The organism is Oceanobacillus alkalisoli (genome assembly GCF_021556485.1).
GTDB classification, from domain to species: Bacteria; Bacillota; Bacilli; order Bacillales; family Amphibacillaceae; genus Oceanobacillus; species Oceanobacillus alkalisoli.
Genome location: NZ_JAKGBW010000019.1, coordinates 23,903 through 49,094 on the forward strand (window position 1 = coordinate 23,903; position 25,192 = coordinate 49,094).

The window sequence follows — 25,192 nt, forward strand, 5'->3', positions numbered from 1 at the left end:
ACACATGACTACTTCAACTGTTTCTGTAGAACAATTATCAATCAATACGGTACGCACACTCGCTATTGATGCCATTGAAAAAGCGAATTCTGGACATCCTGGGCTTCCGATGGGGGCGGCGCCGATGGCTTATACCCTTTGGACGGATTTTATGACGCATAATCCGAAGCATTCTAAATGGTTTAATCGGGACAGATTTGTACTTTCGGCAGGACACGGGTCAATGCTTCTGTATAGTTTACTACATTTATCTGGCTATCAGGTGACGATGGGTGATTTGAAGAATTTCCGCCAGTGGGGATCGAATACACCGGGTCACCCGGAGGTACGGGACACAGATGGGGTTGAAATGACGACTGGTCCACTTGGGCAAGGAATTGCCTCTGCAGTAGGGATGGCAATGGCTGAAGCGCATTTAGCAGCTACGTATAATAAAGAGGAATTCTCTGTTGTTGACCATCATACATTTGCCCTTGTTGGAGATGGCGATTTAATGGAAGGGATTTCACATGAAGCAGCCTCCCTTGCCGGACATCTCGGTTTAGGAAAATTAGTCGTTCTATATGATTCCAATGATATTTCTTTGGATGGAGATTTGGACAGATCATTCTCTGAAAATGTTGAGGGGCGGTTCCGTTCCTATGGCTGGCAAGTTCTTCGTGTCGAGGATGGTAATGATATAGGTGAACTGCGTAAAGCGTTGACAGAGGCGAAGAAAAATCAAGAGCAGCCGACATTAATTGAAGTGAAAACCGTAATCGGTTACGGTTCACCGAATAAAGGAGGTTCTTCTGATTCCCACGGTGCACCACTCGGTGAGGAAGAAGTGAAGCTCGTAAAGGAAAATTATAACTGGGAGCATGAAGCGTTTTTCGTCCCGGAGGATGTATATGAAGACTTTAACGAAAAGATCGTGCGTAAAGGTACGCAGGCTGAGAAAGAATGGGAAGCGTTAATTGAAAAGTATAAAGCGGTTTATCCAGAAGAAGGCAGACAGTTACAGCTAGCAATTAATGATGAGCTGCCAGTTGAATGGGATAAAAACTTGCCAACCTATGAAGTCGGCTCAACGCTAGCAACACGTGCTTCCTCAGGAGAAGTGTTGAACGCGATTGCTCAAACTGTACCGAATTTTATTGGCGGTAGTGCAGACCTTGCAAGCTCGAATAAAACGATGATTGATGGAGCAGGTGATTTTACAAAAGCAAATTATGCTGGAAGAAACATTTGGTTTGGAGTACGTGAATTTGCGATGGCAGCAGCGCTAAATGGGATGGCGTTGCATGGAGGCTTGAAGGTATTTGGCGGTACATTCTTTGTCTTCAGTGATTATTTACGTCCAGCTGTTCGTTTAGCAGCACTAATGAAAACACCTGTGACGTATGTTTGGACACATGATTCAATTGCTGTAGGGGAGGATGGCCCGACGCATGAGCCTGTTGAGCAATTAGCGTCGTTCCGGGCAATGCCAGGCTTATCGGTGATTCGTCCGGCTGATGCGAATGAAACGCAGGCAGCTTGGCGTCTGGCGGTAGAATCAAAGGATGAGCCGACTGCGCTCGTGCTTACCCGTCAGAACCTTCCTACGTTAGAAGGTACGAAAGAAAAAGCATATGACGGTGTAAGAAGGGGAGCTTATGTTGTAAGTGAAGCGGAAAAGGAAACACCGGACGCTTTAATTCTCGCAACAGGCTCTGAAGTGCAATTAGCGGTGCAGGCACAGGCTTCTTTGAAAGAGAAGGGGATTGATGTCCGTGTCGTCAGCATGCCATCCTGGGATCGTTTTGAGGCGCAAGACAAGGCTTATAAGGACAGCGTGCTGCTTCCTGATGTTAAAGAGCGTCTAGCTATTGAAATGGCTTCTCCGCTTGGCTGGGATCGTTATGCAGGTGATGAGGGGGATATTCTAGCCATCGATACATTTGGTGCCTCAGGAGATGGAGAACGAATTATGGAAGCGTATGGTTTTACTGTAGAAAATGTTGTAAAGCGTGTAGAAAAGTTAGTGGAACAGTAAAATAAGAAACAAAAAAGATGCATCCAGGATGGACGCATCTTTTTTGTTGTGCTGGGATGTGGGGACAAAGCGCTTGTTTCGGAAAAGATGCCTTGAGCCGGGCATCTTTTTCTAATTGGAATTAAACCAAGTTGACAAATAGGAATAATCACATTAAGATATTAATAATCATAAAATATTGAAATCGTTTAGGCGGAGGTAGAAACAGATGACTTTTAAATTTGATCATTTAGTACATTTTGTCGGAAGTCCTGAAGAGGCGAGGGAAAGTTTAAAACAGCATGGTTTGCATGTGGTAAATGGAGGAAGGCATGAGCACGGGGGGACATATAACACGCTTAGCTATTTTGATTTAAGTTATTTAGAGCTTATTGGTTTGGTAGATAAGAGCTTAGCAGAAGAGTCTGCTGAAAAATATAGTTTAAGAGATACGTTCAAAAAAGATAATTATGCAATTGGACTATCAAGAATTGCACTTCGTTCTCTTGATCTTGAAATGGAGGCAGAGCGCTTTAAATCGCTTGGTCTAGAAGTATTCGGTCCCTTTCCTCTCAGTAGACAAAGGCCAGACGGCAGTGTCGTAAGCTGGAAACTATTATTTGCAGGACGAGAGAATGAAGAATTGGAACTGCCTTTTTTTATTCAGTGGGATGATTCGGATGATGAACGAAAAGCTGATTTAGTGGAACAGAAAACGATAGCCCCGCACCCGAAAGGTGATCTTCAATTATCTTCTATCGGTTTTGCTGTTCAAAAGTTAGATACGACAGTTGAAAAATGGTCGAATTATTTGGATTTGGAAAAGGGAGAAAGCTTTGTTGACGAATCCTTGAACGCGAAAGGACAAAAGTTAAAACTGACCGGAGGAGACATTGCGTTTTATAGTCCAATTGCAGATGGACTTGTTGCAGAAACGTTAGCGGAAAGAGGAGAGAAGCCGTTTCTCGTGGATATTACAGGCGCAAGGGAAAAAGAACAATTTGAAGTGAAGAATGCATTATATCGCTTTATCTAATAAAGAATGAGGAGATTGAAAACGATGAGAAATACGTTTATTTTGAAGCTGGGTATTATATTAATTTCTACGGTGCTATTTTTGGTAGGATGTGGGACAGAAGCATCTGATACATCTAGTAATAAAAGTGAAAATGTTATAAAAGTTGGGTTTCAAAAAGGGAACACGTTGCATCTTTTAAAAGAAACTGGATTTCTTGAGGAAGCGTTGGCTGAAGAGGATTATGAGGTTCAATGGGAGATGTTCACCCATGGCGGTACGTTAATGGAGGGGATTTATGCTGGTGCAATTGATTATGGGCATGCAGCTGACGGACCGGGGATTATTGCTCAAGCTACAGGCAAACCAATTGTGTATGTTGGTGCAGATGCTCCTAACCCAGAAGGTGTTGGTTTGCTCGTATTAAAAGAATCGGGGATTGAATCTGTTGCAGATTTGAAAGGGAAAAAAATAGCGGCATTAGAAAGCGGAAATCATCGATACTTGACTGTTCTAGCACTTGAAAAAGCTGGATTAACAAATGATGATGTAGAGTGGGTTTTCCCAGAAGATGCAGGACAAGGAAGGACTATTTTTGAAACAGGTCAGGTTGATGCACTGGCATCCTACGACCCTTATCTGGCTTCCGCAGAGGGGGAACTGGATACGATTTCCTTAACGGCAGGGGAAGATTATGAATATCCGAACCGTACATTCTATTTCGCGAGCACAACTTTTGCGGAAGGGAACCCAGAACTCCTTGACCTTATTCTAGAAACAATTGATAAAGCAGATCAGTGGGCGAATGAAAATAATGAAGAAGTTGTTGAACTTCTATCAGATAGTTTAGGAATTAGTGAGGAAATTATTGGGAAGCAAATTGCCCGTCGCACGTTTGGTGCAACGCCAATTACCCAGGAGATTATTGATACCCAGCAAAAACAGGCAGATGTATACTATGATATCGGATTGATTCCTGAAGAAATTGATGTTTCAGAAGTAATGCCAGTAGGCGGAGAATAAATAGGGCGGAGGAAGATTCAAATGAAAGAAACGTGGTATGACGAATTACAACCTTGGATTATTCCGAGTATCCTATTAATAGGCTGGCAAGTAATTGCTAGTTCTGGGGTTGTTTCGGAAACGTTATTCCCTTCGCCGTTAAGTGTGATAGTAAGTGCATGGGAATTAACGATTAGTGGAGAACTATTTAATCATATTATGGCGAGCCTTGGTCGCGCGGGTCTAGGAATGATTATCGGCGGTGCGATTGGTTTTATTTTCGGAATTTTAAATGGACTTTCTAATAAAGCTTACCGTTATACAGACACGACAATTCAAATGATCAGGAATGTTCCGCATTTAGCACTTCTTCCTTTAGTGATTGTTTGGTTCGGTATTGGTGAAAGTTCAAAGGTTTTCCTTGTCGTGCTAGGTGTATTATTCCCGATTTATGTGAACACATTCCACGGCATTCGAAATGTCAACCCTGGATTGGTTGAAATGGGGAAAATGTATAAGCTTAAAGGCTGGAAGCTATTCAAAAATATCCTTCTACCTGGGGCGCTTCCATCCATTTTTGTTGGAATAAGATATGCACTTGGTGTCATGTGGTTGACGCTGATTATAGCAGAAACCATCCCAACCCAAGTGGGGATTGGTTACCTAGCAACGAATGCTAGAGAATTCATGCAAACAGATATTATCATCCTGAGTATAATTATTTATGCATTGCTCGGAAAGTTGGCTGATTTAACAGCAAGATTTGGCGAAAAGCGTTTGCTTAAATGGAATGAAAGCTATAGATGAGCAGATAGATGTATTTTAAAATAAATGAGGTGGATAAATTGGCTAGCGAAGTTATAACGGAAAATGATGATGTAAAGCAGTTGAGTCCTCACGCTGTTCAAATCGATCTGCTGCATGCTAGTAAATCGTTCGGTAAAAATAAGGTTTTAAAGGAGATTCAACTATCCATTGAAAAAGGACAATTCATTGCTGTTATAGGAAAAAGCGGGAGTGGGAAAAGTACATTATTACGTATTATAGCAGGACTAGATAAGTTGTCGGAGGGAGAGTTATTATACAATCATTCTCCACTTGATGAATCAACCGTAAATATTACTATGATGTACCAGGATTCAAGACTTTTACCTTGGAAAAAGGTGATAGATAATGTTAGTCTCGGACTAGAAGGTAAGGAGGCTGAAAAGGCAGAACGCGTGCTAGAAGCAGTAGGTTTAATAGATTTTAAGGATGAATGGCCATCTACCTTATCTGGAGGTCAACAGCAGCGGGTAGCTTTAGCACGAGCATTGATTCATGAACCGTCATTATTATTGTTGGATGAACCGTTGAGTGCACTTGATGCTTTTACACGATTAGAAATGCAGAATTTAATTGAAACCATTTGGAGTAACTTGGGTTTTACGACGTTGCTTGTAACACACGATGTGAGGGAAGCAGTCCGTTTGGCGGATCGGATTATTCTGATAGAGGATGGGAATATTGGTCTTGATATCACTATTGCAAATCCTCGGCCACGACAATTATCTGATCCGAAGCTTGCGTTGTTGGAGGAAGAAATCCTGCAGCGAATAATGAATGGTGAAATGAAGAGTGTTTCAGAAAAAAGTGTTAGTCTTTAATTGAATATAAAGAAGCATAAGAAAAAGATGCCCCAATGTATGGAGGCATCTTTCTGTTTTTGGCTGTAAAAAAGGTTTAAAACTAAGCAATAAAATCTTCTTGATCCACATTTCTGTCTTCTGCTTTCAGATAATATTTACCATCTGTCATAACAGCGATAACAACTGTCAGAATGGAAGCTAGAATCGCGGCAAAGAAAGCAGCAGTACTTTGTAAGAAAGTACCGAAAGCGCCGAGCGCGGCAATTGTACCTAAACCGCTCGCCACTACAAGCGAGACAACGCCAACCGGGTTCCATCTATAAAGATACCGCTGTTTAGCCTCGTAATAGCCTGGACCAATTTTAAGCATGCGTTTCACAATAATGGCATCCGTCACTAAAATTGCTGCCCATGTTAATAGGAAGACACCTTGGAATGTCATGACGGTTTCAAGGTGATCGACAATTCCTCCGAGCATTAAGATGATGGAGGCTACTCCTGTTACAACAACCCAGAAACGTCGGCCGGGCTTAAAGTTGAATATGTTTTCAAAGAAGTTCGATAAGGATAGTGAACCACTATAGATATTCGTTACATTAATTCTAATTTGGGTCAACATCGTAAATAAGGCCCCACCGATACCTAGCAGCATTACGATATAGACACCGGGATTCGGTTCACCTAGACGAACACCAAACCAAATACCTAAACCGCCCATTACACCGAAACAGAAAATCTGAGGAATGAATCCAATTGCAAAGATACCGACTTTCGTATCTTTCGGTTTTAAGAAACGGGCATAGTCTGACGCTAATAATGGTGTCAGCCCCATAATACCATGTTGCATTCCGATACATAGAAGCAGCGCTGTTCCGCCGATTTGAACACCTTCAGGCATATACGTCCAGAAGCTTCCTTCATAGGCTGAAGGAGTTAATGCAGTCATTACAATTGCAGCAATTAGAAACAGGAAGAATAGTGGCAGGGACCACTTTTGCAATTTGTCCAATTGCTTGATTCCGAACCAGTTAAGTGGAATCACAATAGAACCAAAGAAGATAATTAATACCCACTCGGGGATTACTGGAAAAAATTCGTGGACGGCAGTGACTAAAATCATGCCTTCTAACGCACAGTACATAATAAAGTTTGTGGCGTAAATAAATGAGGTTAATGACGCACCGATGTATCCAAATCCGCCGCCTCTTGATAATAGATTCACATTCATGCCTGACTTTGCAGATAAGTAAGCGATAAATGTACCTAATATCCCGGCTACGACTGTCGCATATACGGCAGAAATAATTGCGTTGATTGCACCAAATTGCAGTGCCATTACACTTCCCATCTGGAAGTAAAAAATTGCTGTTGCAATACCAAAAGTGATATTGGTAATGCTTAACCAACCCATATTTCTTTTCTCGCGAGGGACTTTTCCTAATGAATAATCATCACTTTTATTCTCCTCTACTTTGTGATCTGTAGCAGTAACAGATCTCATACCTATCATCTCCAATTCTGTGCATATTTTCACATAGAAGTTACAATTATTGTGTTCTGCATCACAAAAAATAATAACGTATATAACCTTAACATGTAACGAATTGAGATACAAGGCTATATTTCAATTTAAATGATGATGTCAAGCGTGAACTGCTTATCTTTTTCGATAAATTTGTGACAGTGTCCTTGACGCATATTGGGTATCGTTGTTTCCAGTTTTGGGAAAAATAATGACTTTTTTACTCTAAATTACTAGTAATCTTGAATTATTTATCATTATTGCCCATAATAAAGAGATAACTAAGCTTTATAGCTTTACTAGAGGTGACAATGAATGAGGAAGATTGGAAGAAATGAACCGTGTCCTTGCGGGAGCGGGAAAAAATATAAGAGATGCCATGGTGCTTCTCGTGCCGTGGCAATTGATCCAGCCAGGTTTAACAATCAACTAGACCAGCTTCATAAAGGACTATATCGTTTTGCGGTGCAGAACTACCGTGTAGAACTGGAAGAGATAATTTCACAGCATCCGAAGTTCGCTACGCTTGAAGATGAGGGGCGAATGAATTTATATAGACTAGGTTTGACTGCCTGGGCGATGATTCATGAACCGATTGAACAAGATGAGACCGTGTTTGATATCTACTATCAAACTCAACGAAATAAAGCGAAAGACACACGAGTGGACCAGGCATTTATGGCATGGAAGGAAGTTACCCCATCCATTTACGAGGTTGTTTCCATTACAGATGAGAAGTTTCATATACGTGATGTCCGATCAAATGATGAAACAACGGTGAGAGCATATGAAATGAGTAGTGTGAACGAAGGGGATTTTGTAATCGGGATGCTGCTTCCGTTTGTGCAAAAGCACGAATTCCTGCTAGCAATGTTTGAGTTAGTCGGAGCGGATGAAGGCTTTATCGATGAGATGAAAGCTTTGAATGATGAAGCATTTACAAGAGAATATCCCGCTGTTTTAGCAATGGCATTAACGATGGAGAAAACTGCCGATTCAGATACTGAGTCAGATACCAGTTTGGACTCTAACGAAGAAACTTGGGATAACCCGTTATACGGGGAAGTTGCCACGATATTTGAAGGCCAAATGCAGGAAAGAGAAGTGGCTGAAGAGCATATAACGAAAGGACTCAAAATCTGGAAGACATTTACGGATAAAGAAAATCCGACATTCAGAAAGCCGGAGAGTTTTGCAGCTGCCCTCGATTATGTTCTCCAGCAAAAAGTACTTGGACAAGCGAACCAGTCACAAAAAGAACTTGCCGAAATTTATGGTACAAGTCCTACAACAATTTCCAAAAACCGCAAAAGAATAATCGATGTAATCGAGTAATAATGAATGCCTGTCATATCTTAAGCCTTATGAAAAAGGAGTATGACGGGCAATTCTTAAATGGAGGGGGATGTGGAATATGATTCGTGCCCATCATTTATCGCAGCAGGAACGTGATGCAATTACAAAGAGTCTGGATAAAAGACAAAAAGACTTTATCGATGCGCATTTGAAACGGGGCAGAAAAACAATATTTGCAAATGTACTTGCAAAAGGAAAAGCGGGAAGTGTTGCAGAAGCAGAGGTCGAAAAAGTTGCGAGTGAATGGGAACTGGTGGATTATATGGATGCCGGCCCGGATTGGAATAAGAATCCACAGCTGTTCTGTGAGTGTGGCCGGGCCTTAAGGTATCAATATATCGTTCTCAACACGGAAACGAGTGAATTGAAGAAGTTTGGCATTACTCACTTTGAGGAACATGTAGGAATCTCGCCGCAGCTTGTGAAAGAAATTATAAAAGGTATTGAAACGATCGATTACGAACGCGATGAAATTTTAATAAAAATCGCTGATCATTGGTCACTTGTTGACGAACAAATTGAAGTAATTCCGAAAGAAGTGGAAGTTCCGAAAGATATTCAGCTTCACTTCGATTATGATGTGCCTTTACTCGATAGGCAAATCGGCCGGTTACGAACGATAATCGGGCAATTTATCCGAGAGCAGGAGAAGCTGCGTCTGGAAAAAGAACGTCAGGAGATTGCGATGCAGCAAAAACGGAAAAAACGTGAAGTGGCAAAACGTAGAACAGACATGCTGGAAAGTGATTATATTGAGGGAAGTTTGGAACTGGCTCCCTCTTTACAAGCTGGGATTCTAATCTATTTGGAAGATTTGACCAGAAAAGAATTCTTAGCGAGCGAAATCTGTCATTATCTCGTAGGTTATCATGATGCTCCAGCTGACAGGTTTACAAGCGGAAATTTTAAAATATTTCCTCCTGTTTGTATATTTCTGGAACGGCTCGTGGCGCGCAAGATCCTTGTGTTCGCAGGGAGAAAAGGCGGAATAGACCGGGAGTACCAGATGGAGTGATGGCAGAAGCTGTATAAACAAATGATGAAAAAGGGAATCCAATATTGCTGTTATAAGAGGGAATTCCTTGATAGGGATTATGTTACAATTGAGCTGGGAACCGTTATTTGAGGCTTGGTGTATACAAGTGGTGAGGAAGTGAATTATTTCAATTACGGAAACGAATGAAATAGTGAAACGAGCATTAGTGTCGAAAAGCCTGTGATCTGGGAAGTGGGAGAAGGATAAGGGGATTTTTGATCCCTCAGTAATCCCGAATTAAGGCAACGCGCTTTCTTAAATAAATTTTCATGTTTCTAAAGAGGCTAAAGAGGGAATAGTTAATATGGACATGGAGCATGAATAAAAAGGAGAGATAGTATGGCAATTGAACGTGCACATTCACACAGACATCAAGAAGAAACAGCAGTGATTACCGTAAACCATCTTGTAGCAAATCTTGGAGTATTGTATGTAAAACTTCATCAATACCATTGGCATGTGAAAGGACCACATTTCTTCACGTTGCATGCGAAATTTGAAGAGTTGTACAATGAGGCGACTGGCTATTTTGACTCATTTGCAGAGCGGCTGCTTCAACTCGGTGAACGACCATATTCCACGCTCCAGGAATTTAGCGAACATGCATTTATTGAGGAGAAGGTTTATACGAAAGAAATTCATGCGGATAAGATGGTGGAAGATCTTGTAAATGATTACCGTGCGATTCGTGATTATACGGTAAAAGGGATTGAACTTGCAGGAAATGAGGGAGATACGGTTACAGAGGATATGCTAATTGAATATAAGAGCAACCTTGACTTCCAGCTATGGAATCTGCAAGCTTATCTTGGTAAAGATGCAACAGAAGGCGAGTAAAATATTTCGTTAGAAGCAGGAACTAAGTAATTGAACTCAAATGACAATAAAAAAGCAATCATTTCCCTTATATATGGGGAGTTGATTTAAAATTAGAAGTGGGACAGTAATCCAAACATCCTGCTTCTTTTTTATTCAGAAAATTTCTGTCATGTCAAGCATTAAGTCTGAACAATTAGTATACTGGAAATAGTTATTATTATAAGTATAATAGAACTATAGTTGTCGCTTTTGGCAGTAAGAAAGTATAAATCCTTTCTTACTGCATAAGTGCAACTAAGGAATTCGCCGTAAAGGCTTGGCGAATGCCAAGTTTTCTAAACAAAAATTGTTCACAATTAATTCGGAGAGGAGTGTTGGGATGGAACAGAAAGAGAGAAAACAGGAATGGCGCTTTGCCATCGCGAATAGGGAGGCGCTCATAGGGTGTGGGCTTGCCTTGTTCAACTTTGTCTGGTGGTTCGGCTTTGCTTATGGACTTGGCTCGAAGCCGCCGGAGGAGTATACATATGTCATGGGGTTTCCTGCATGGATTTTTTATAGTTTGATTTTAGGAACACTAGTGATGTTTGTCCTTGTTGCTCTAGTCGTTAAATTTTTCTTGAAAGATATTTCGTTAGTGGATGAAGAAGAAACAGAGAAAGATGAGGTGACGAAAGGATGAATTGGACGGTTGTTACCCCTTTATTAATTTTTCTTATTACGATTTTTATTATTGGTATGTGGTCAAGCAGAAAGATGTCAGAAGCTGAAGGATTTTTAAATGATTACTTTCTTGGAAGCAGGGAATTCGGTGGGTTGCTTCTTGCCATGACAATGGTTGCTACATATGGAAGTGCCTCCAGTTTCCTTGGCGGTCCGGGTGCTGCCTATACGATTGGGTTCGGCTGGGTCCTGCTTGCCATGTCTCAGCTTGCGACCGGATATTTCGTATTGCTTATCCTTGGGAAAAAATTTGCGATTGTTGCAAGGCGCTATAATGCGGTTACGTTGATTGACTTTTTAAAAGAAAGATATCAGAGTAAAGCGGTTGTTCTGCTTGCAGCTTTTAGTATTATCGTATTCTTATTCTCCGCGATGGCAGCCCAATGGGTTGGGGGAGCCTATCTTATTCAATCCTTGACCGGGATTAGTTATATTGGTTCCTTATTCATTTTCACCGTTTCAGTTTTGGTGTATGTTACAATCGGTGGTTTCCGGGCAGTTGTTGTCACCGATGCGGTGCAGGGAATCATTATGGTCGTTGGTACATTATTCCTTCTAGCCGCTGTGATTATTGCTGGAGGCGGGTTATCGAATATATTTGCTGACTTAACAGCGATCAACCCAAACTTGATTACTCCGTTCGGTCATGACGGTTCGTTGACGGCCGCTTATGTGTCGTCTTATTGGATTCTTGTTGGAGTCGGAGTTGTTGCTCTTCCGCAAATTGCAGTTCGTGCGATGTCTTATCGTGATTCGAAGGCGATGCACCGTGCTATTATCATTGGAACAGTTGTTGTAGGGACACTTATGCTTGGGATGCATCTGATTGGAGTATTTGCCAGGCCAGTCCTACCTGGCGTTGAAGTGGCCGATCAAGTGATTCCGCTCATTGCGTTAGAAGTGCTGCCACCATGGCTCGCTGGTATCATTTTATCTGCACCACTTGCAGCAATCATGTCAACGGTAGACTCGCTTCTATTACTCGTTAGTTCATCCGTTGTAAAAGACGTGTATATCAACTATATGAAACCAAAAGCAACGGACCGACAAATCAAAAATGTAAGTATGGGTGTTACAGCCGTCATTGGAATTGTTGCATTTGTCCTTGCAATCAGTCCGCCGGAATTACTCATTTATCTAAATCTCTTTGCATTTGGCGGTTTGGAATCGGCCTTCATGTGGCCGCTCATTATGGGGCTTTATTGGAAATATGCGAACAAGACTGGAGCGATCGCATCGATGATTACAGGAATTGGTTCGTATATTGCGATTCATTATTATAACCAGGCATATGGGGATTTATTTGGTGTCCATACGGTTACCGTACCGGTTTTCCTATCCTTGATTGTGTTTGTTGTCTTCAGTTTGATCTTTAAAGAAAAAGCGTACGAGTTTCCAACGCAAAATATGAACAAAGGAGCATAGGTAGGCCATGCTCAGGTTTAAATCAGGCATGCCTCTTATGAATAGATTGGATCCCCGAAAGAGATGGGATTTGCAACTTAGAGATAATGAAGAGGGGAGTGAAGGCTTGTGAAAGAATTGATGAGCTGGGAAGAATGGGCAGCGCTTGATGCGACTGGATTGGCCGAGTTGATACGGAAAAAAGAAGCTGCCCCCGAGGAAGTTGCACATCAAGCGAAAAAAGGGATTGAGGCATTGAATTCTGAAATCAGTGCTGTTATTGAAGTGTTTGAAGACGTCGTGGAAGACCCGCTGCAAGACGGAATGAATCCGGATGGTGTGTTTGCGGGTGTGCCATTTTTAATGAAAGACTTGGGACCGACAATAAAAGGCAGGCTTCAGGAGATGGGCTCTTTACTCATGCAGGGCAATCGTCCAGAGATAGATAGTTTTCTTACGACGAAGTTTCGCGGAGCAGGTTTGAATATTATGGGAAGGACAACGACTCCGGAATTTGGTTTATGCAGTTCTGCGGAAAATCCGGATCTCTATGTGACAAGGAACCCGTGGAATCTTAGGTATACGACATGTGGTTCCTCCGCTGGTTCGGCTGCATCTGTCGCTGCTGGAATTGTTCCGATTGCTCATGCAACAGATGGTGGCGGCTCGATTCGGATTCCGGCAGGAGTGAATGGAAATATTGGACTTAAGCCATCCCGCGGAATTTTTTCTTTAGCTCCGAATGGTTCGGATTTAATGAGTGTTGTGTCGAGTCAGGGAGGACAGACTCGTACGATTCGTGATATGGCAGCTTTTGTCGAACATACACGAGGTGGAGCTCCAGGTGAATTCATGCCGTTTTGGTATCCGGACGAGCCTTATACCAAATTAATCAAAAAAGATCCAGGTAAATTACGGATAGCGGTTTCCCACGAATGGGGCGACTATCAAGCGACACCGGAGATTGTTGCTGAACTCGAAAAGACAGCAAAATTCTTAGAAAACTTAGGACATGACGTTGAATGGACAGTGCCAGACATTGATTTTCATCTTGCATACGAGGCACAAACGAAAGCGTACATTATGAATTTTTCCCAAACAATTACTGAAATTTTAGAAGGGCAAAACTTAGAAACGCCTCCTGCTCATTTAGTGGAACCGGTGTGCATCCGGGTGTGGGAAGAGGGCAGGCATGCAACATATAGCGAACGGGCAAAAATGCAAGCGCATTTTAATGAGCTATCGCGAACAACAGCTGCATACTTTGAGGAGTGGGACATCATTCTTACGCCAACGATGGCGCTTCCGACACCACTCGTTGGAACGACAGAATATTTAACGATGAGTGATAATCCATCCGTTTATGACTGGTTCCACAATCTCTGGAGTATTTTTTCCTATACGTCGATTGCAAATATTTGTGGAATTCCGGGAATTTCTCTGCCGATGGCTAAACTCCCGAATGGTTTGCCATTTGGAATGCATGCACTTGCCAAGCAAGGGCAGGATGGACTATTGCTCCAGCTCGGTGCCCAGATTGAACGAGCGCTCGATGGGAAGTGGAACCAAGGCAGGAAGCCGGATATTCACGTAACAAAAATACATGAACAGCAGTTAAAATAGATTTGGTAAAAGAGGATGATGGAGATGAAAGAATACAAGATTGCGGTGCTACCTGGAGACGGAATCGGTCCTGAGGTGACAGGAGAAGCAGTAAAAGTATTAGAACAGCTAGCGGAAATGGATTCTAGTTTCCGTTTTGAAACGAAGAGATTCAATTGGAATAGCGAGTATTATTTAGAGCACGGGAAAATGATGCCTGAGGATGGACTCGAACAGCTGAAAGAATTCGATGCCATTTTATTCGGTGCTATCGGAGATCCTCGCGTACCGGATCCCGTATCGATTTGGGAATTGATTCTTCCAATTCGGAAAAACTTCCAGCAGTTTATTAACTTCCGGCCGATTAAATTGCTGCGTGGTTTGGAAAGTACATTGAAAAAAGAAGTGCCGATCGATTTCGTTATTGTCCGGGAGAACAGTGAAGGGGAATATACGGACTCTGGCGGTGCAATGTTTCATGGGGAAACTCGGGAAATGGCTCTGCAAAATATGGTGATGACGCGGCAGGGCGTCGAGCAGATTGCTAGATTTGCGTATGATTATGCTCGTGCAAATGGCAGGAAAAAGGTGACGAATGCAACGAAATCGAATGTTATGCTCCATACAATGACGTTTTGGGACCGGATTGTTGAGGAGGTGGCGGCAGAAAATAAAGATATCGCTTATGAAAGATATTATATCGACGCGCTTGCTGCTTATTTTGTCCAGCGTCCGGAAACTTTTGATGTCGTATTAGCTTCGAACCTTTTTGGGGATATTTTATCTGATCTTGGCTCAGCAATTGTCGGTGGCCTCGGACTTGCGCCATCTGGAAATATTAATCCGTCGGGTGAATTTCCTTCGATGTTTGAAGCGGTCCATGGTTCAGCGCCGGATATTGCAGGGAAAGGCATCGCAAATCCAATCGCACAAATCTGGTCAGCCGCTTTAATGCTTGAGCATTTGGGAAGAAAGGATCTCCATGATGCAGTTCTGCGAGCAATCGAAGAAGTTTTAGTAGAGAAAAAAGTATTGACTCCAGATATTGGCGGAAATGCCTCAACGCAAGCTGTCGGTAATGCAATCATAGATAAACTGGAAGCAGGAGGGCTTGAATGACATTTAAAACTAAAACAATCATCGTAACAGGTGCTGGTGGTGGTATGGGAAAAGCGACGGTAGAATCCTTGCTCGAAGAAGGGGCGAATGTCATCGGATGTGATTTGAATGTTGCAGCCTTATCTGAACTGGAAGACAACCCTCGCTTTCAAGCGGTTGCAGGAGACTTGTTAGACGAAGCTGCTGTACAGCATATTTTTGAAGAGGCAAAGCGTAAGTTCGGTTCTGTTGATGGACTTGCGAATGTTCATGGGATTGCGCAGAGTGCGACACCGATAGAGGAGTGCAGCTTATCTGAATACCGAAAAATTATCGATGTGAATATGACAAGTATCTTTTTAACTTGCCGGGAAGCTGCCAAATATATGAAGGGGCAAGGAAGTGGAAAAATCGTTAATATCGGTTCTGTTTCCGTGACGCGGCCACGGCCTGGTCTGCAGGCTTATGTCGCTTCAAAGGGAGCTGTAGAGTCCTTTACGAAAGCATTAGCACTTGAGCTTGCGCCGCACCATGTGACTGCGAATGTACTCCATCCAGGACCAGCTGATACATCGATGCTTGGTGAATTCACTGCTGAAGGCGGCAGTGTCGATGATACGAAAAAGGAAGTATTTGAAAGTAGTGTACCGCTTGGAAGATTGCTGCAGCCAGCAGATATTGCTAAATCGGTGAAGTATTTACTGTCTGATTCAGCTGAAATGATTACCGGGGCTGTTTTACATGTTGACGGAGGAAGAAATATTTAACTTACAACAAAAAGGGGAGAGTTCGCTTGAAAACATATGAGATGTATATCAATGGAGAATGGGTGAAAAGTGCAGATAGTGCAATAATTGATGTGCTGAATCCTGCAAGCAGTGAGAAAATCGGGGAGATACCGCGAGGCACAAAGGAAGACGTGGACCGGGCTGTTCAAGCTGCCACAGCTGCTTTTCGCTCGGAGGAATGGCGAACGTATTCCGCCTTTGACCGGGGAGATATTTTATTTGCTATTGCCGAGAAGCTACAGGCGAATAGGGATGAATTAGCTGAGCTTGAAACGACAGATGTTGGAAAGCCGCTTTCCCAAGGGTATGCCGATGTGGATGCAGCAATTCGCTATTTCCGTTTTTATGGCGGAGCGGCTGACAAAGTAATGGGAGATACAATTCCGATTCAAGACGGGTTGCTTGATTATGTCGTACGCGAACCGGTCGGGGTAACTGCTCATATCATTCCGTGGAATTACCCGCTGCAGATTATTTCCCGAAGTGTTGCTGCGGCAATCGCGACTGGGAATACAGTTGTTGTGAAAAGTGCGGAGGATACACCACTCACGGCGCTCCGTCTCAGCGAATTTTTTGCTGAGTTGGATTTGCCTAGAGGTGTGTTCAACCATGTGACAGGTTACGGTTATGAAGCGGGGGCAGCTTTAGCAGGTCACCCACTTATAAACCAGGTAACATTCACTGGCTCGGTTGCAACTGGAATTTCCGTTGGTCAGGCCGCAATGGCGAATGTCGTCCCCGCCACATTAGAGCTTGGTGGGAAGTCACCGAATATCGTGTTTGCCGATTGTGATGTTGAAGCGACGGTTGCCGGTGTTGTCCGCTCGATAGTTCAAAATGCGGGCCAGACCTGTTCTGCAGGAGCACGATTGCTCGTTGAGGAATCGTTTAAAGAAGAATTTTTGGAAAAAGTATTGGAACAGTTCGGGAAATTGTCAATTGGTGCTGGTATCGAGGATAAAGATATTGGTCCGATTTTAAATGAAAGACAATTTGACCGCGTGATGGGTATGATCAATATTGCACGGGAAGAGGGAGAGATTCTCTTTGGCGGCAATCCAGTGACGGTTGAGGGCTACGAGGGCGGATTTTATATCGAGCCAACGATTGTCGATGGAGTGAGCACAAATAGCAGAATTGCCCAAGAGGAAGTATTTGGTCCAGTGCTTACCGTATTTACGTTTAAAGACACAGAAGAGGCGTTGGAATTAGCCAACAGTACGGAATATGGGTTAGTTGCCGGTGTTTGGACGAAGGATATTAACCGGGCCCATTATTTAGCAAGCAGAATCGATTCCGGTCAGGTATTCATCAACAACTACGGTGCTGGCGGTGGTGTTCAGATGCCATTTGGCGGCTATAAAAAGAGCGGCTTCGGCAGAGAAAAAGGCTGGGCTGCGCTGGATAACTATACGACCCTAAAAAACGTGGCCGTGAAGTATAGATAGTTTCAAGTCATGAGAAGAGAGGTTGGAGAGTTTGTTTCTCCGGCTTCTCTTATTTTTCTTCTAATTAACCCTTTCTTCTTTCCATACGCTTCGAAATCTTCATTTCACCTAAGCTATTTAAAGTTTTCCAGAGCTTTTCTACCCATCATTATTAAACTTCACTAACTTGCTTATGTTCTGCAATGAAAACATAATAAGTATATACCGTGCATTGCCACTCTCAAATATATTAATGTATACTAGGGGTATTTCAATGGATAAAAGAATACTGGTAGATAGTGATCTTCAAAAAGGTCATATGCTAATTCTTGTGCTAGATCAATCTAACTTTCCAGTCCATTCAGCATTATGGCTCTTTGATGAAGAGAGGGATAGTTGGCGCCTTTTATTCGCGTCAGAGGAAGTTGGAGGAGCATGAGCCGCTGAAAGCTTATGAAGCGATTTATGACGTGTTAAATAAGATTAAAAAAAGACAACACGCGATTTGATATCACGCTCGATAATTTATCAGTAGTTGGCCCGTCGGATAACTTAATAAAAGATATCGGTACAGCAGTTCAAACAGGTCGGAAAAGTATAGAAGGAATACGATTTACCTGACGTGCGATCAATAATCAATATAAAAAGATGCATATATTTATAGAGCGCAATGAAATTCTAATGCAGGGAGTACACAAAAAGAAGTGGAAAGATTTAATTTTTCCACTTCATTTTGCAACTCTCTTTCAGAAAGGAGTGTTCGAAACATGCATACCAAACTGATTGACTCCCATATCCATTTTGACCTCTATACCCCTGAAGAACAAAAGCAAATAATCAAGTCAATGGACAAGTTTCAGATTGATTGTCTTATCACCGTTTCGGAAAATCTTGAATCAGCAAAATCTAATCTCGCTTTGTCTAATACATATAATTTTATTCATCCAGCATTCGGTTTTCATCCAGAACAAACGCTTCCTTCAGAAAAGGAAATCGCACAGCTAACGGAATTTATATTAGCAAATGAACATGAAATGATCGCAATTGGTGAGGTTGGACTGCCATATTACTTAAGACAGGAGACAAATCTTGAACAAGAAAAATATATCGACCTGCTCGAGCATTTTATCATGCTTGCAAAGCGAACGCGGAAACCAATCATACTCCATGCTGTTTATGAAGATGCGCCTATTGTATGTTCCTTACTTGAGAAACACTCTATTGTTAAAGCACATTTTCATTGGTTTAAAGGAGAGGATAAAATGATAGAAAGAATGCTTTCGAATGGCTACTTTATTTCCGTAACGCCAGACATCGTTTATAAGCCTAAAATTCAGCATATCGTCATGCAATATCCGCTTGAACAATTGATGGTGGAAACAGACGGACCTTGGCCTTTCTCCGGACCATTCGAAAATAGACAGACCCACCCAAAAATGATGCATGAATCAGTTAAGATGATTGCAAGCTTAAAACAAATCGATAAAACAGCGGTTTACCAACAACTTTATAAAAACACAAGAGATTTTTATGTTCTATAACTTTGACAAAATATTGCCAAAATCGTGTTGTGACAGACAGGATTGGATAAACTATGCTATAATAGTCGAGTCGTGTTTTCCTCATTTTGTTAACTTATGCTAGATTGCCTTCGTTTAAACTTTTTTAAAATACACATGGTTTACATGTGCCTCTTTTTAACCCATATTATCTTACATCACGAGAAGGGAGTTACATATATGGAGTTTACTTTATGGGATGTCCTGACGGATTTAGGACTATTATCGTTGTTACTGTTAGTAGGAATGGTTTTACGTGCAAGGTTAATATTCCTGCAACGTTCGTTTATGCCGGCAAGTATTATTGCCGGAATTTTGGGCTTGATATTGGGGTCGAATGGTTTTCAGATCATCCCGTTTTCTGATTTTATTGGAACATACCCGAGTGTACTGATTGCTATCGTATTCGCTTCCATCCCATTATCATCAGAGAAATTTAACTGGCAGAAAGTCATGGATAAAGTTGGCGGTTTTTGGTCGTACTCGCAGATTATTATGTTATTGATGTGGGGAATTGGTTTAATGTTCGCCTTAATTTTCCTCGTCCCTACCTTTAATGTGCATGATGGATTTGGTTTACTGTTAGCTGCTGGTTTTGTTGGCGGACATGGTACTGCTGCTGCTCTTGGTGATGCTTTCGCCCAGCAAGGCTGGGAAGAGGCTACTTCACTTGCAATGACATCTGCAACGATTGGTGCAATTGTTGCTATCGGAGTAGGCCTGCTCTTAATCCGTTCTGCGGCAAATAAGGGGGAAGCGAATTATATAAGCCGCTTTGAGGAACTGCCTACAGAATATCGGACTGGTCTATTGCCAAAAGAGAAAAGAACTTCCATGGGGAATGATACGGTTTCCAGTATTTCCATCGATCCCCTTGTCTTTCACCTGGCGCTCGTGTTGCTTGTAGCAACCGGGGGTTATTTTTTAAGTCAATTCGGTGAGCGACTCTTTCCGCAACTTACGATTCCAGCGTTTTCTCTAGCGTTCTTAGTCGGTCTATTTTTAAATATTATGATTCAAAAAGCTGGAGTGGATCATTATATTGACAAAAACGTTGTAGGAAAAGTAAGCGGCAGTGCGACAGATATCTTGGTAGCTTTTGGAATCGCATCGATAAACTTAACAGTTGTAGCAGAGAACATTGTACCATTTTCAATCCTGATTATATTCGGTATCCTTTTTTCTTACTTTTTCTATAAAGTGGTTTCTAAAAATTATTTCCAGGAAAATTGGTTTGAAAAAGGTATCTTTACGTGGGGCTGGATTACTGGTGCAGTAGCGATGGCAATTGCTTTACTGCGGATTGTCGATCCGAAGATGGAGAGTAAGACGCTCGATGAATATGGTTTAGCATATATACCAATCGCACCGGTTGAAATTATGCTCATTACCTTCTCACCGATGTTTATTCTGCATGGACGCCCGTGGTTGTTCGTCACGATAACGGTTGGAATATCTATTCTTATTGTATTTTTCTCTATTCGAAGAGGCTGGGTTACAACGGGACAAAAAGAAAATAGTAATTGAATGAATTTCATTAAATTGATTAAACAAAACCACCATGGATTAGGCGCCTAATCAATGGTGGTTTTGTTTAATAGCTGATCGATTTCCTCTGACAAAACTTATGTTATGCTGTTATTGAAGTCAGTTTTTGAAAAATGCGAGTTAACTGTTAATCAAATACATTAAAGGAGGAGAAAGAATGGATCTGAAATTAAAAGGGAAGTCCGTCATTGTTGCAGCAAGCAGTAAAGGATTGGGTAAAGCGATTGCATTAAAATTTGCAGAAGAAGGGGCGCATGTCCTGCTTTCAAGTCGGAATGAAGAAGAACTGAAACAGACCGTAGCCGAGATCAAGCAGAAATCAGGTAATGAAAATGTTCGTTATGAAACATGTGATATCACCGATGCATCTCAAATTAAACGATTTGTCGAAACAGCTATTGAGAGGAATGGAAAAGTGGATGTACTGATTAATAATGCTGGCGGCCCGCCTGCAGGTACATTTGATAAATTCTCAGATCATGACTGGCAGGCGGCTTTTGAATTGAATTTGTTAAGCTTCATTCGTCTTACGCGTGAGGTATTACCTTCCATGAAGGAATCGGGAGCGGGAAGGATTGTCAATATTGCTTCCTCGTCCATTAAACAGACATTGGATAATTTGATTTTATCGAATACGTTCCGTGCAGGGATTGTTGGGTTATCGAAGAGTCTATCTCAAGAAGTTGCGGAAGATAATATTCTTATCAATACGGTTGGACCTGGACGAATTGCAACTGATCGCGTACAAGAATTGGATGAGATTCAAGCAGATAAGCAAAATACGAGTTATGAACAAATCCGGAACAAAGCGGAAAGCTCCATTCCTATTGGGAGATACGGAGAGCCAGAAGAATTTGCAAATATGGTTGTTTTCCTGGCGTCTGGGACGAACACTTATGTGACAGGCCAGAGTCTAGTTGTGGATGGAGGACTTGTTAAGGCGTTGTGAAGGCTGACACTCATCATGCAATTGTTGAGGCATGATGAAATAATATTGCCTGCTGTACTAGATAATTATAATTAGTTTAGGTTCTGGTCGAGAAGCTTCGTGACTTCAGTCATGGGTTGGTGTCGACTAGTCCACAGAGTTTGTGAAGGAGTACGCAAGTTATCCGCTTTTGTTGATATTTCCCGGGAAATATCGACAAAAGCGGGTTTTTTCTCACGCATTAACGGTCTGTAATACCCCCACCCTTAAACAGGAGGGAAACCCAAAATGTGAAGGTGCGGGATAAACAAGTCCGTAAATGCCTGATTCTGTTCAACTAACATTCAGTGGGGAAGTAAAGAATCCCTCACTGAATGAAGTTTCATTTTATCATAGAGTTGGAGCTTCTCCTTTAATAAATTCCCATAACCCATCAAATACTTTTGCATCATACAAGGAAATCACGAGTACAAGACTAATTGGTCCGATAATAAGTCCGATTAAGCCAAACAATTGTAACCCCGCAAATAGAGATACGAGTATCGCAAGCGGATTTAATTTCATACTGGATGATAATACTTTCGGTTCTGCAATTTGCCGGACGGTTACAGTGGAACCATATAGAATTAGTAGGCCGATTCCCATAAATATATCTCCGGTGAAGAAGTTATAAATACTCCAAGGAATCAAAATGAATCCCGGACCGAAGTATGGTAATAAATCGATAAATCCAAGAATCACAGCAATCGTAAGTGATTGCTCTACTTGTAATATTAATAAACCAATGAAACTGACGAGAGCGGTGAGAATCATAAGAATGATTTGCGATTTTAAAAAACCAAATATTTTTCGTCTTAGGTCATGCAGTACATTCCAAGTCTTTTTCCGAAAAATAAGTGGCAGCTTTTCTTTGTAAAGCCTCGCATATTTATGGGAATCTTTGCTGATGAAATAGATCGCCAAAATAGAAAAGATAATAACCGTAAAAGTAATCGGAAGTGCACCGATAAAGGTGGAGAGTCCATTTGCAACCGCTTGGCCTATTCTGCCAAGCAGGGCAGCGACATTACTTCCAATAATCTGAATACCTTCTTGAAGGGCTTGCTTCTGAGAAGAATCGAGTGTGTCCACAAAGCCAATCCCCTGGTCCCATAATGGCAAAATGACTTCATTGAAATATAGTTGGATATTTATGGAAATCAATTCAATTTGATCCGGGATATAATCCGACAAATATAAGAATCCATCAATTGTTTTTTTGACAAGGACAGTCACGATGCTCCCAATAATTCCAATAAGAAAAAGAATACCGGCTAATACGGCAAGTGGTCTTGGAAAACGTAAATATCTTTCGATGCTATTGACAATCGGGTTAATGAGAAAGGCAAGTAAAGCAGCGATGAGAAAAGGGTAGGTGAGCCTAAGAAAATGATAAAGTAAAAACAACCCAATTACGGTAACGAAAGCTAGAAATAGGATGCGGAAAATGATTTGAATCGCTGGATGTTTCATAAGCAAGTACTCCTTTCAATCGCTTATCACTATAACGTTCCATTTTTTGATAAATGAATGAGTTTCATAATTACCAAAGTCGGCTATTCCATCACCATATGTAGTTGAGAACGAACCAACTCAACTACATATGGTGATGGTGAAGCATTAAATATGTATTATGAAATTCATTAAAATTAGTGAAAACTCTTTTATTTTAAATTTTATCCTATCATACTATCTTGAATATAACTAGAATGATTAACATCAGGAGAAAAGGGCATTAGCAAGTGAATAATGAACGCCCCGTTTAGTTGCATATAAGTGAATATATAAAATTTATGTTGATAACTAAAGTTACGAACACTAGCCACGTCCGTTCTGCGCCCAGCAACTATCAAACTTCACACTCCTCCAATCGATAAAGTAGACTCGGCCGTTCGGTCTTTGTGAGGCTTAGTCGCCCTTATACCCAAGTAGTGAAAGTCAACATCAACTTACTATCGTCGCCTGAGTTTCCTTTATTTCAAAGAGAAGAGTAGAAGTTCGATTAAGTTCGCTCACGTATGGGACAACATCGAACTACCTCCATCCTGGGAGGAACGGTTTGTACGTTGCTAACCGAGCGCTTACGCCTTAGTTCTTAGCTATATAATTTTCCGTATAAAAAGGATGTGAATCCTCGTTAAAAGCGACGCCGACTGCAAGTGTTTGGTAGCTGTTCTGTAATTTATTTTCACGGTGGCCGAGTGAATTCATTAATCCTTCATGGGCGAAGATACTACTTTGTTGACCGGCAGCGAGATTTTCTCCAGCTCTTCTGTAGGCAATCGCATCCTCTGTCAACCGGTCAAACGGGGACATGCCTTCCAAGTTTGTATGGCTGAAATAATTATTTGCGGCCATATCTTGGCTATGAGCGCGAACCGTTTCGAGAGCCGAATCCTCCCAAGCGAGAAGGGAAAGTCCATGCTTTACCCGGGAAGCATTGGTAAGATCGAATAACTGATATTCGAATCCCTCTCTTAATTCATCGCTCGGCATTCCAAAGTAATTTTTCTTCTGTTTTTCCAATTGTTTATCTATCATCAGGATGGCAGTCACTTTATTTTCCTGATGCACATCATAAAATATTGTCGTATAACTTTCATCAATATCGAAAGTATGGAACTCACCATTGTTCTGAATCTCGTAGTTTAGCAACCCTTTTCTGATCGTTTCAAGGGGTTTAGGTAAAACGGAAAGTACCTCATCTCTCGTGCTTTCGAATGTAATTCCATTGCTTGATGTAAGTAAGTCCTGATTGGTATACAAACCACTGACCAGGTCATGATCATCATAAGCTACCATCATGAAATGCTGGTAATTGTTATGATAGGTAACCCAATCCACACCGTATTCATTTCGTGTTGCTCTTTCAGGTTCACCAATCTGGGCTTCCACATCAGCGCGTGTATCCCCAAGTTCAATATTATGAATGGAAAATAAATGATCGGAAGGAGCTGATAAATCAGGTTGTTTCAAAGGGGAGGATGTATCTTGATCTCGCAAGGATTCTGAAACTTTACCAGAAAGGAATCGGATCTCCTGATCAATCCAGCTGACCGTATTACTGACAACAGGATGTTCGCTGATTCGATAAATATCAGATTGAATATCTTGGAAAACACCGCTTACTCCTGACTCTTTAAAACTATCTCCATAAAAATACCAAAACAATCCTACAACTACGAGTAAAACAATCAATCTTCGTAAAAAAGCCAAACTCTCACTCCAATCTATTAGGACTAAGCCGAGAGCACCTTATACCAGTATCATAGCATCTATTCTATCCAAATTGTCGAATCACATACTTACAAAGCATCTTCTATATTTTATCACGCATTAACGGTCTGTAATACCCCTGCTGAATGAACTTACACTTTATCATAAAAAGATATAAAGCTAGTGTGTTGCAAACTTACAAAATAATCAAGATGGAACGATCACATTACTTTGTGTATGTTGAAGCGAATGGAAAAGCTTCAAAAAAAATAAAATAATTTCAAAAAACCCTTGACTTCTTCTCGGAATTATCTTAATCTTATCTTTAATAATTTAATTAATCGGCGTTGATGAAGAGTAGTAATTTATGCAGACACTGAAGAGAGCTGGTGGTTGGTGTGAACCAGTGTGCATCTGATAAATGAATGGACTTCTGAGTCCCAAACCGAACCAGATACTGAAGTAGGCTTTGGCGAATACGTCTCA

Annotated in this window: 21 protein-coding genes and 1 other annotated feature (1 of these 22 only partly in view); of the genes, 18 read left to right on the plus strand and 3 right to left on the minus strand. The window is 41.5% G+C overall.

Annotated features, from left to right (window positions below):
- Positions 1–4 precede the first annotated feature (4 nt).
- From tkt to LZD48_RS15635, 5 genes are all read left to right on the plus strand, one after another.
- Positions 5–2,017, plus strand: coding sequence for a transketolase (gene tkt, locus LZD48_RS15615; RefSeq protein WP_235763657.1), 2,013 nt, complete (start codon positions 5–7; stop codon positions 2,015–2,017).
- Between the two features lie 208 nt (positions 2,018–2,225).
- Positions 2,226–3,032, plus strand: coding sequence for a VOC family protein (locus LZD48_RS15620; RefSeq protein ID WP_235763658.1), 807 nt, complete (start codon positions 2,226–2,228; stop codon positions 3,030–3,032).
- A gap of 24 nt (positions 3,033–3,056) precedes the next feature.
- The gene (locus tag LZD48_RS15625) at positions 3,057–4,034 is read left to right on the plus strand and encodes an aliphatic sulfonate ABC transporter substrate-binding protein (protein ID WP_235763659.1); all 978 of its coding nucleotides are present in this window, start codon (positions 3,057–3,059) and stop codon (positions 4,032–4,034) included.
- Between the two features lie 21 nt (positions 4,035–4,055).
- Complete coding sequence (locus LZD48_RS15630; RefSeq protein ID WP_235763660.1) at positions 4,056–4,820, plus strand: ABC transporter permease subunit; 765 nt, start codon at positions 4,056–4,058, stop codon at positions 4,818–4,820.
- A gap of 38 nt (positions 4,821–4,858) precedes the next feature.
- A complete protein-coding gene (locus LZD48_RS15635) occupies positions 4,859–5,659 on the plus strand; it encodes an ATP-binding cassette domain-containing protein (protein ID WP_438822772.1) in 801 nt (266 codons plus the stop codon).
- A gap of 82 nt (positions 5,660–5,741) precedes the next feature.
- On the opposite strand, the gene LZD48_RS15640 is transcribed toward LZD48_RS15635, so the two are convergent.
- Positions 5,742–7,142: a purine-cytosine permease family protein gene (locus tag LZD48_RS15640; RefSeq protein ID WP_235763661.1), complete on the minus strand. Its 1,401-nt coding sequence runs from the start codon at positions 7,140–7,142 to the stop codon at positions 5,742–5,744.
- A 336-nt stretch (positions 7,143–7,478) separates the two neighbouring features.
- Between LZD48_RS15640 and LZD48_RS15645 the strand changes: the two genes are divergently transcribed.
- The 13 genes from LZD48_RS15645 (at position 7,479) to LZD48_RS15705 (ending at position 21,472) form a co-directional block, all read left to right on the plus strand.
- A complete protein-coding gene (locus LZD48_RS15645) occupies positions 7,479–8,498 on the plus strand; it encodes a YecA family protein (RefSeq protein ID WP_235763662.1) in 1,020 nt (339 codons plus the stop codon).
- Between the two features lie 70 nt (positions 8,499–8,568).
- Positions 8,569–9,534, plus strand: a complete 966-nt coding sequence (locus LZD48_RS15650; RefSeq protein WP_235763663.1) for a DUF3895 domain-containing protein — start codon at positions 8,569–8,571, stop codon at positions 9,532–9,534.
- Between the two features lie 360 nt (positions 9,535–9,894).
- Positions 9,895–10,392 carry a Dps family protein gene (locus LZD48_RS15655; RefSeq protein WP_235763664.1) on the plus strand — a complete coding sequence of 166 codons (498 nt, stop codon included), beginning with the start codon at positions 9,895–9,897 and terminating at the stop codon, positions 10,390–10,392.
- Between the two features lie 361 nt (positions 10,393–10,753).
- Positions 10,754–11,056 carry a YhdT family protein gene (locus LZD48_RS15660; RefSeq protein ID WP_235763665.1) on the plus strand — a complete coding sequence of 101 codons (303 nt, stop codon included), beginning with the start codon at positions 10,754–10,756 and terminating at the stop codon, positions 11,054–11,056.
- Positions 11,053–12,522: a sodium/pantothenate symporter gene (gene panF / locus LZD48_RS15665; protein WP_235763666.1), complete on the plus strand. Its 1,470-nt coding sequence runs from the start codon at positions 11,053–11,055 to the stop codon at positions 12,520–12,522. The genes LZD48_RS15660 and panF overlap by 4 nt, the downstream gene beginning before the upstream one ends.
- Before the next feature lie 108 nt (positions 12,523–12,630).
- The gene (locus LZD48_RS15670; protein WP_235763667.1) at positions 12,631–14,124 is read left to right on the plus strand and encodes an amidase; all 1,494 of its coding nucleotides are present in this window, start codon (positions 12,631–12,633) and stop codon (positions 14,122–14,124) included.
- Between the two features lie 24 nt (positions 14,125–14,148).
- Entirely contained in the window at positions 14,149–15,222 is a 1,074-nt protein-coding gene (locus LZD48_RS15675; RefSeq protein WP_235763668.1) for a tartrate dehydrogenase, read from the plus strand.
- On the plus strand, positions 15,219–15,968 hold the full coding sequence (locus LZD48_RS15680) for an SDR family NAD(P)-dependent oxidoreductase (RefSeq protein ID WP_235763669.1): 750 nt from the start codon (positions 15,219–15,221) through the stop codon (positions 15,966–15,968). Before LZD48_RS15675 ends, LZD48_RS15680 begins: the two co-directional genes overlap by 4 nt.
- Before the next feature lie 26 nt (positions 15,969–15,994).
- A complete protein-coding gene (locus LZD48_RS15685; RefSeq protein ID WP_235763670.1) occupies positions 15,995–17,437 on the plus strand; it encodes an aldehyde dehydrogenase family protein in 1,443 nt (480 codons plus the stop codon).
- 253 nt (positions 17,438–17,690) lie between these two features.
- Entirely contained in the window at positions 17,691–17,855 is a 165-nt protein-coding gene (locus LZD48_RS15690; protein WP_235763671.1) for a hypothetical protein, read from the plus strand.
- 328 nt (positions 17,856–18,183) lie between these two features.
- Positions 18,184–18,957, plus strand: a complete 774-nt coding sequence (locus LZD48_RS15695; protein ID WP_235763672.1) for a TatD family hydrolase — start codon at positions 18,184–18,186, stop codon at positions 18,955–18,957.
- A 198-nt stretch (positions 18,958–19,155) separates the two neighbouring features.
- The gene (locus LZD48_RS15700) at positions 19,156–20,502 is read left to right on the plus strand and encodes a sodium/glutamate symporter (protein ID WP_235763673.1); all 1,347 of its coding nucleotides are present in this window, start codon (positions 19,156–19,158) and stop codon (positions 20,500–20,502) included.
- Between the two features lie 178 nt (positions 20,503–20,680).
- Positions 20,681–21,472, plus strand: coding sequence for an SDR family oxidoreductase (locus tag LZD48_RS15705; RefSeq protein ID WP_235763674.1), 792 nt, complete (start codon positions 20,681–20,683; stop codon positions 21,470–21,472).
- Positions 21,473–21,841: 369 nt separating this feature from the next.
- Here the strand turns inward: LZD48_RS15705 and ytvI are convergent, their stop codons facing one another.
- Both ytvI and LZD48_RS15715 read right to left on the minus strand, forming a co-directional pair.
- Entirely contained in the window at positions 21,842–22,963 is a 1,122-nt protein-coding gene (gene ytvI / locus LZD48_RS15710; protein ID WP_235763675.1) for a sporulation integral membrane protein YtvI, read from the minus strand.
- Between the two features lie 615 nt (positions 22,964–23,578).
- Positions 23,579–24,706: a CAP domain-containing protein gene (locus LZD48_RS15715; protein WP_235763676.1), complete on the minus strand. Its 1,128-nt coding sequence runs from the start codon at positions 24,704–24,706 to the stop codon at positions 23,579–23,581.
- A gap of 338 nt (positions 24,707–25,044) precedes the next feature.
- Positions 25,045–25,192 (plus strand) — a binding site (T-box leader) (it continues 96 nt past the right edge of the window).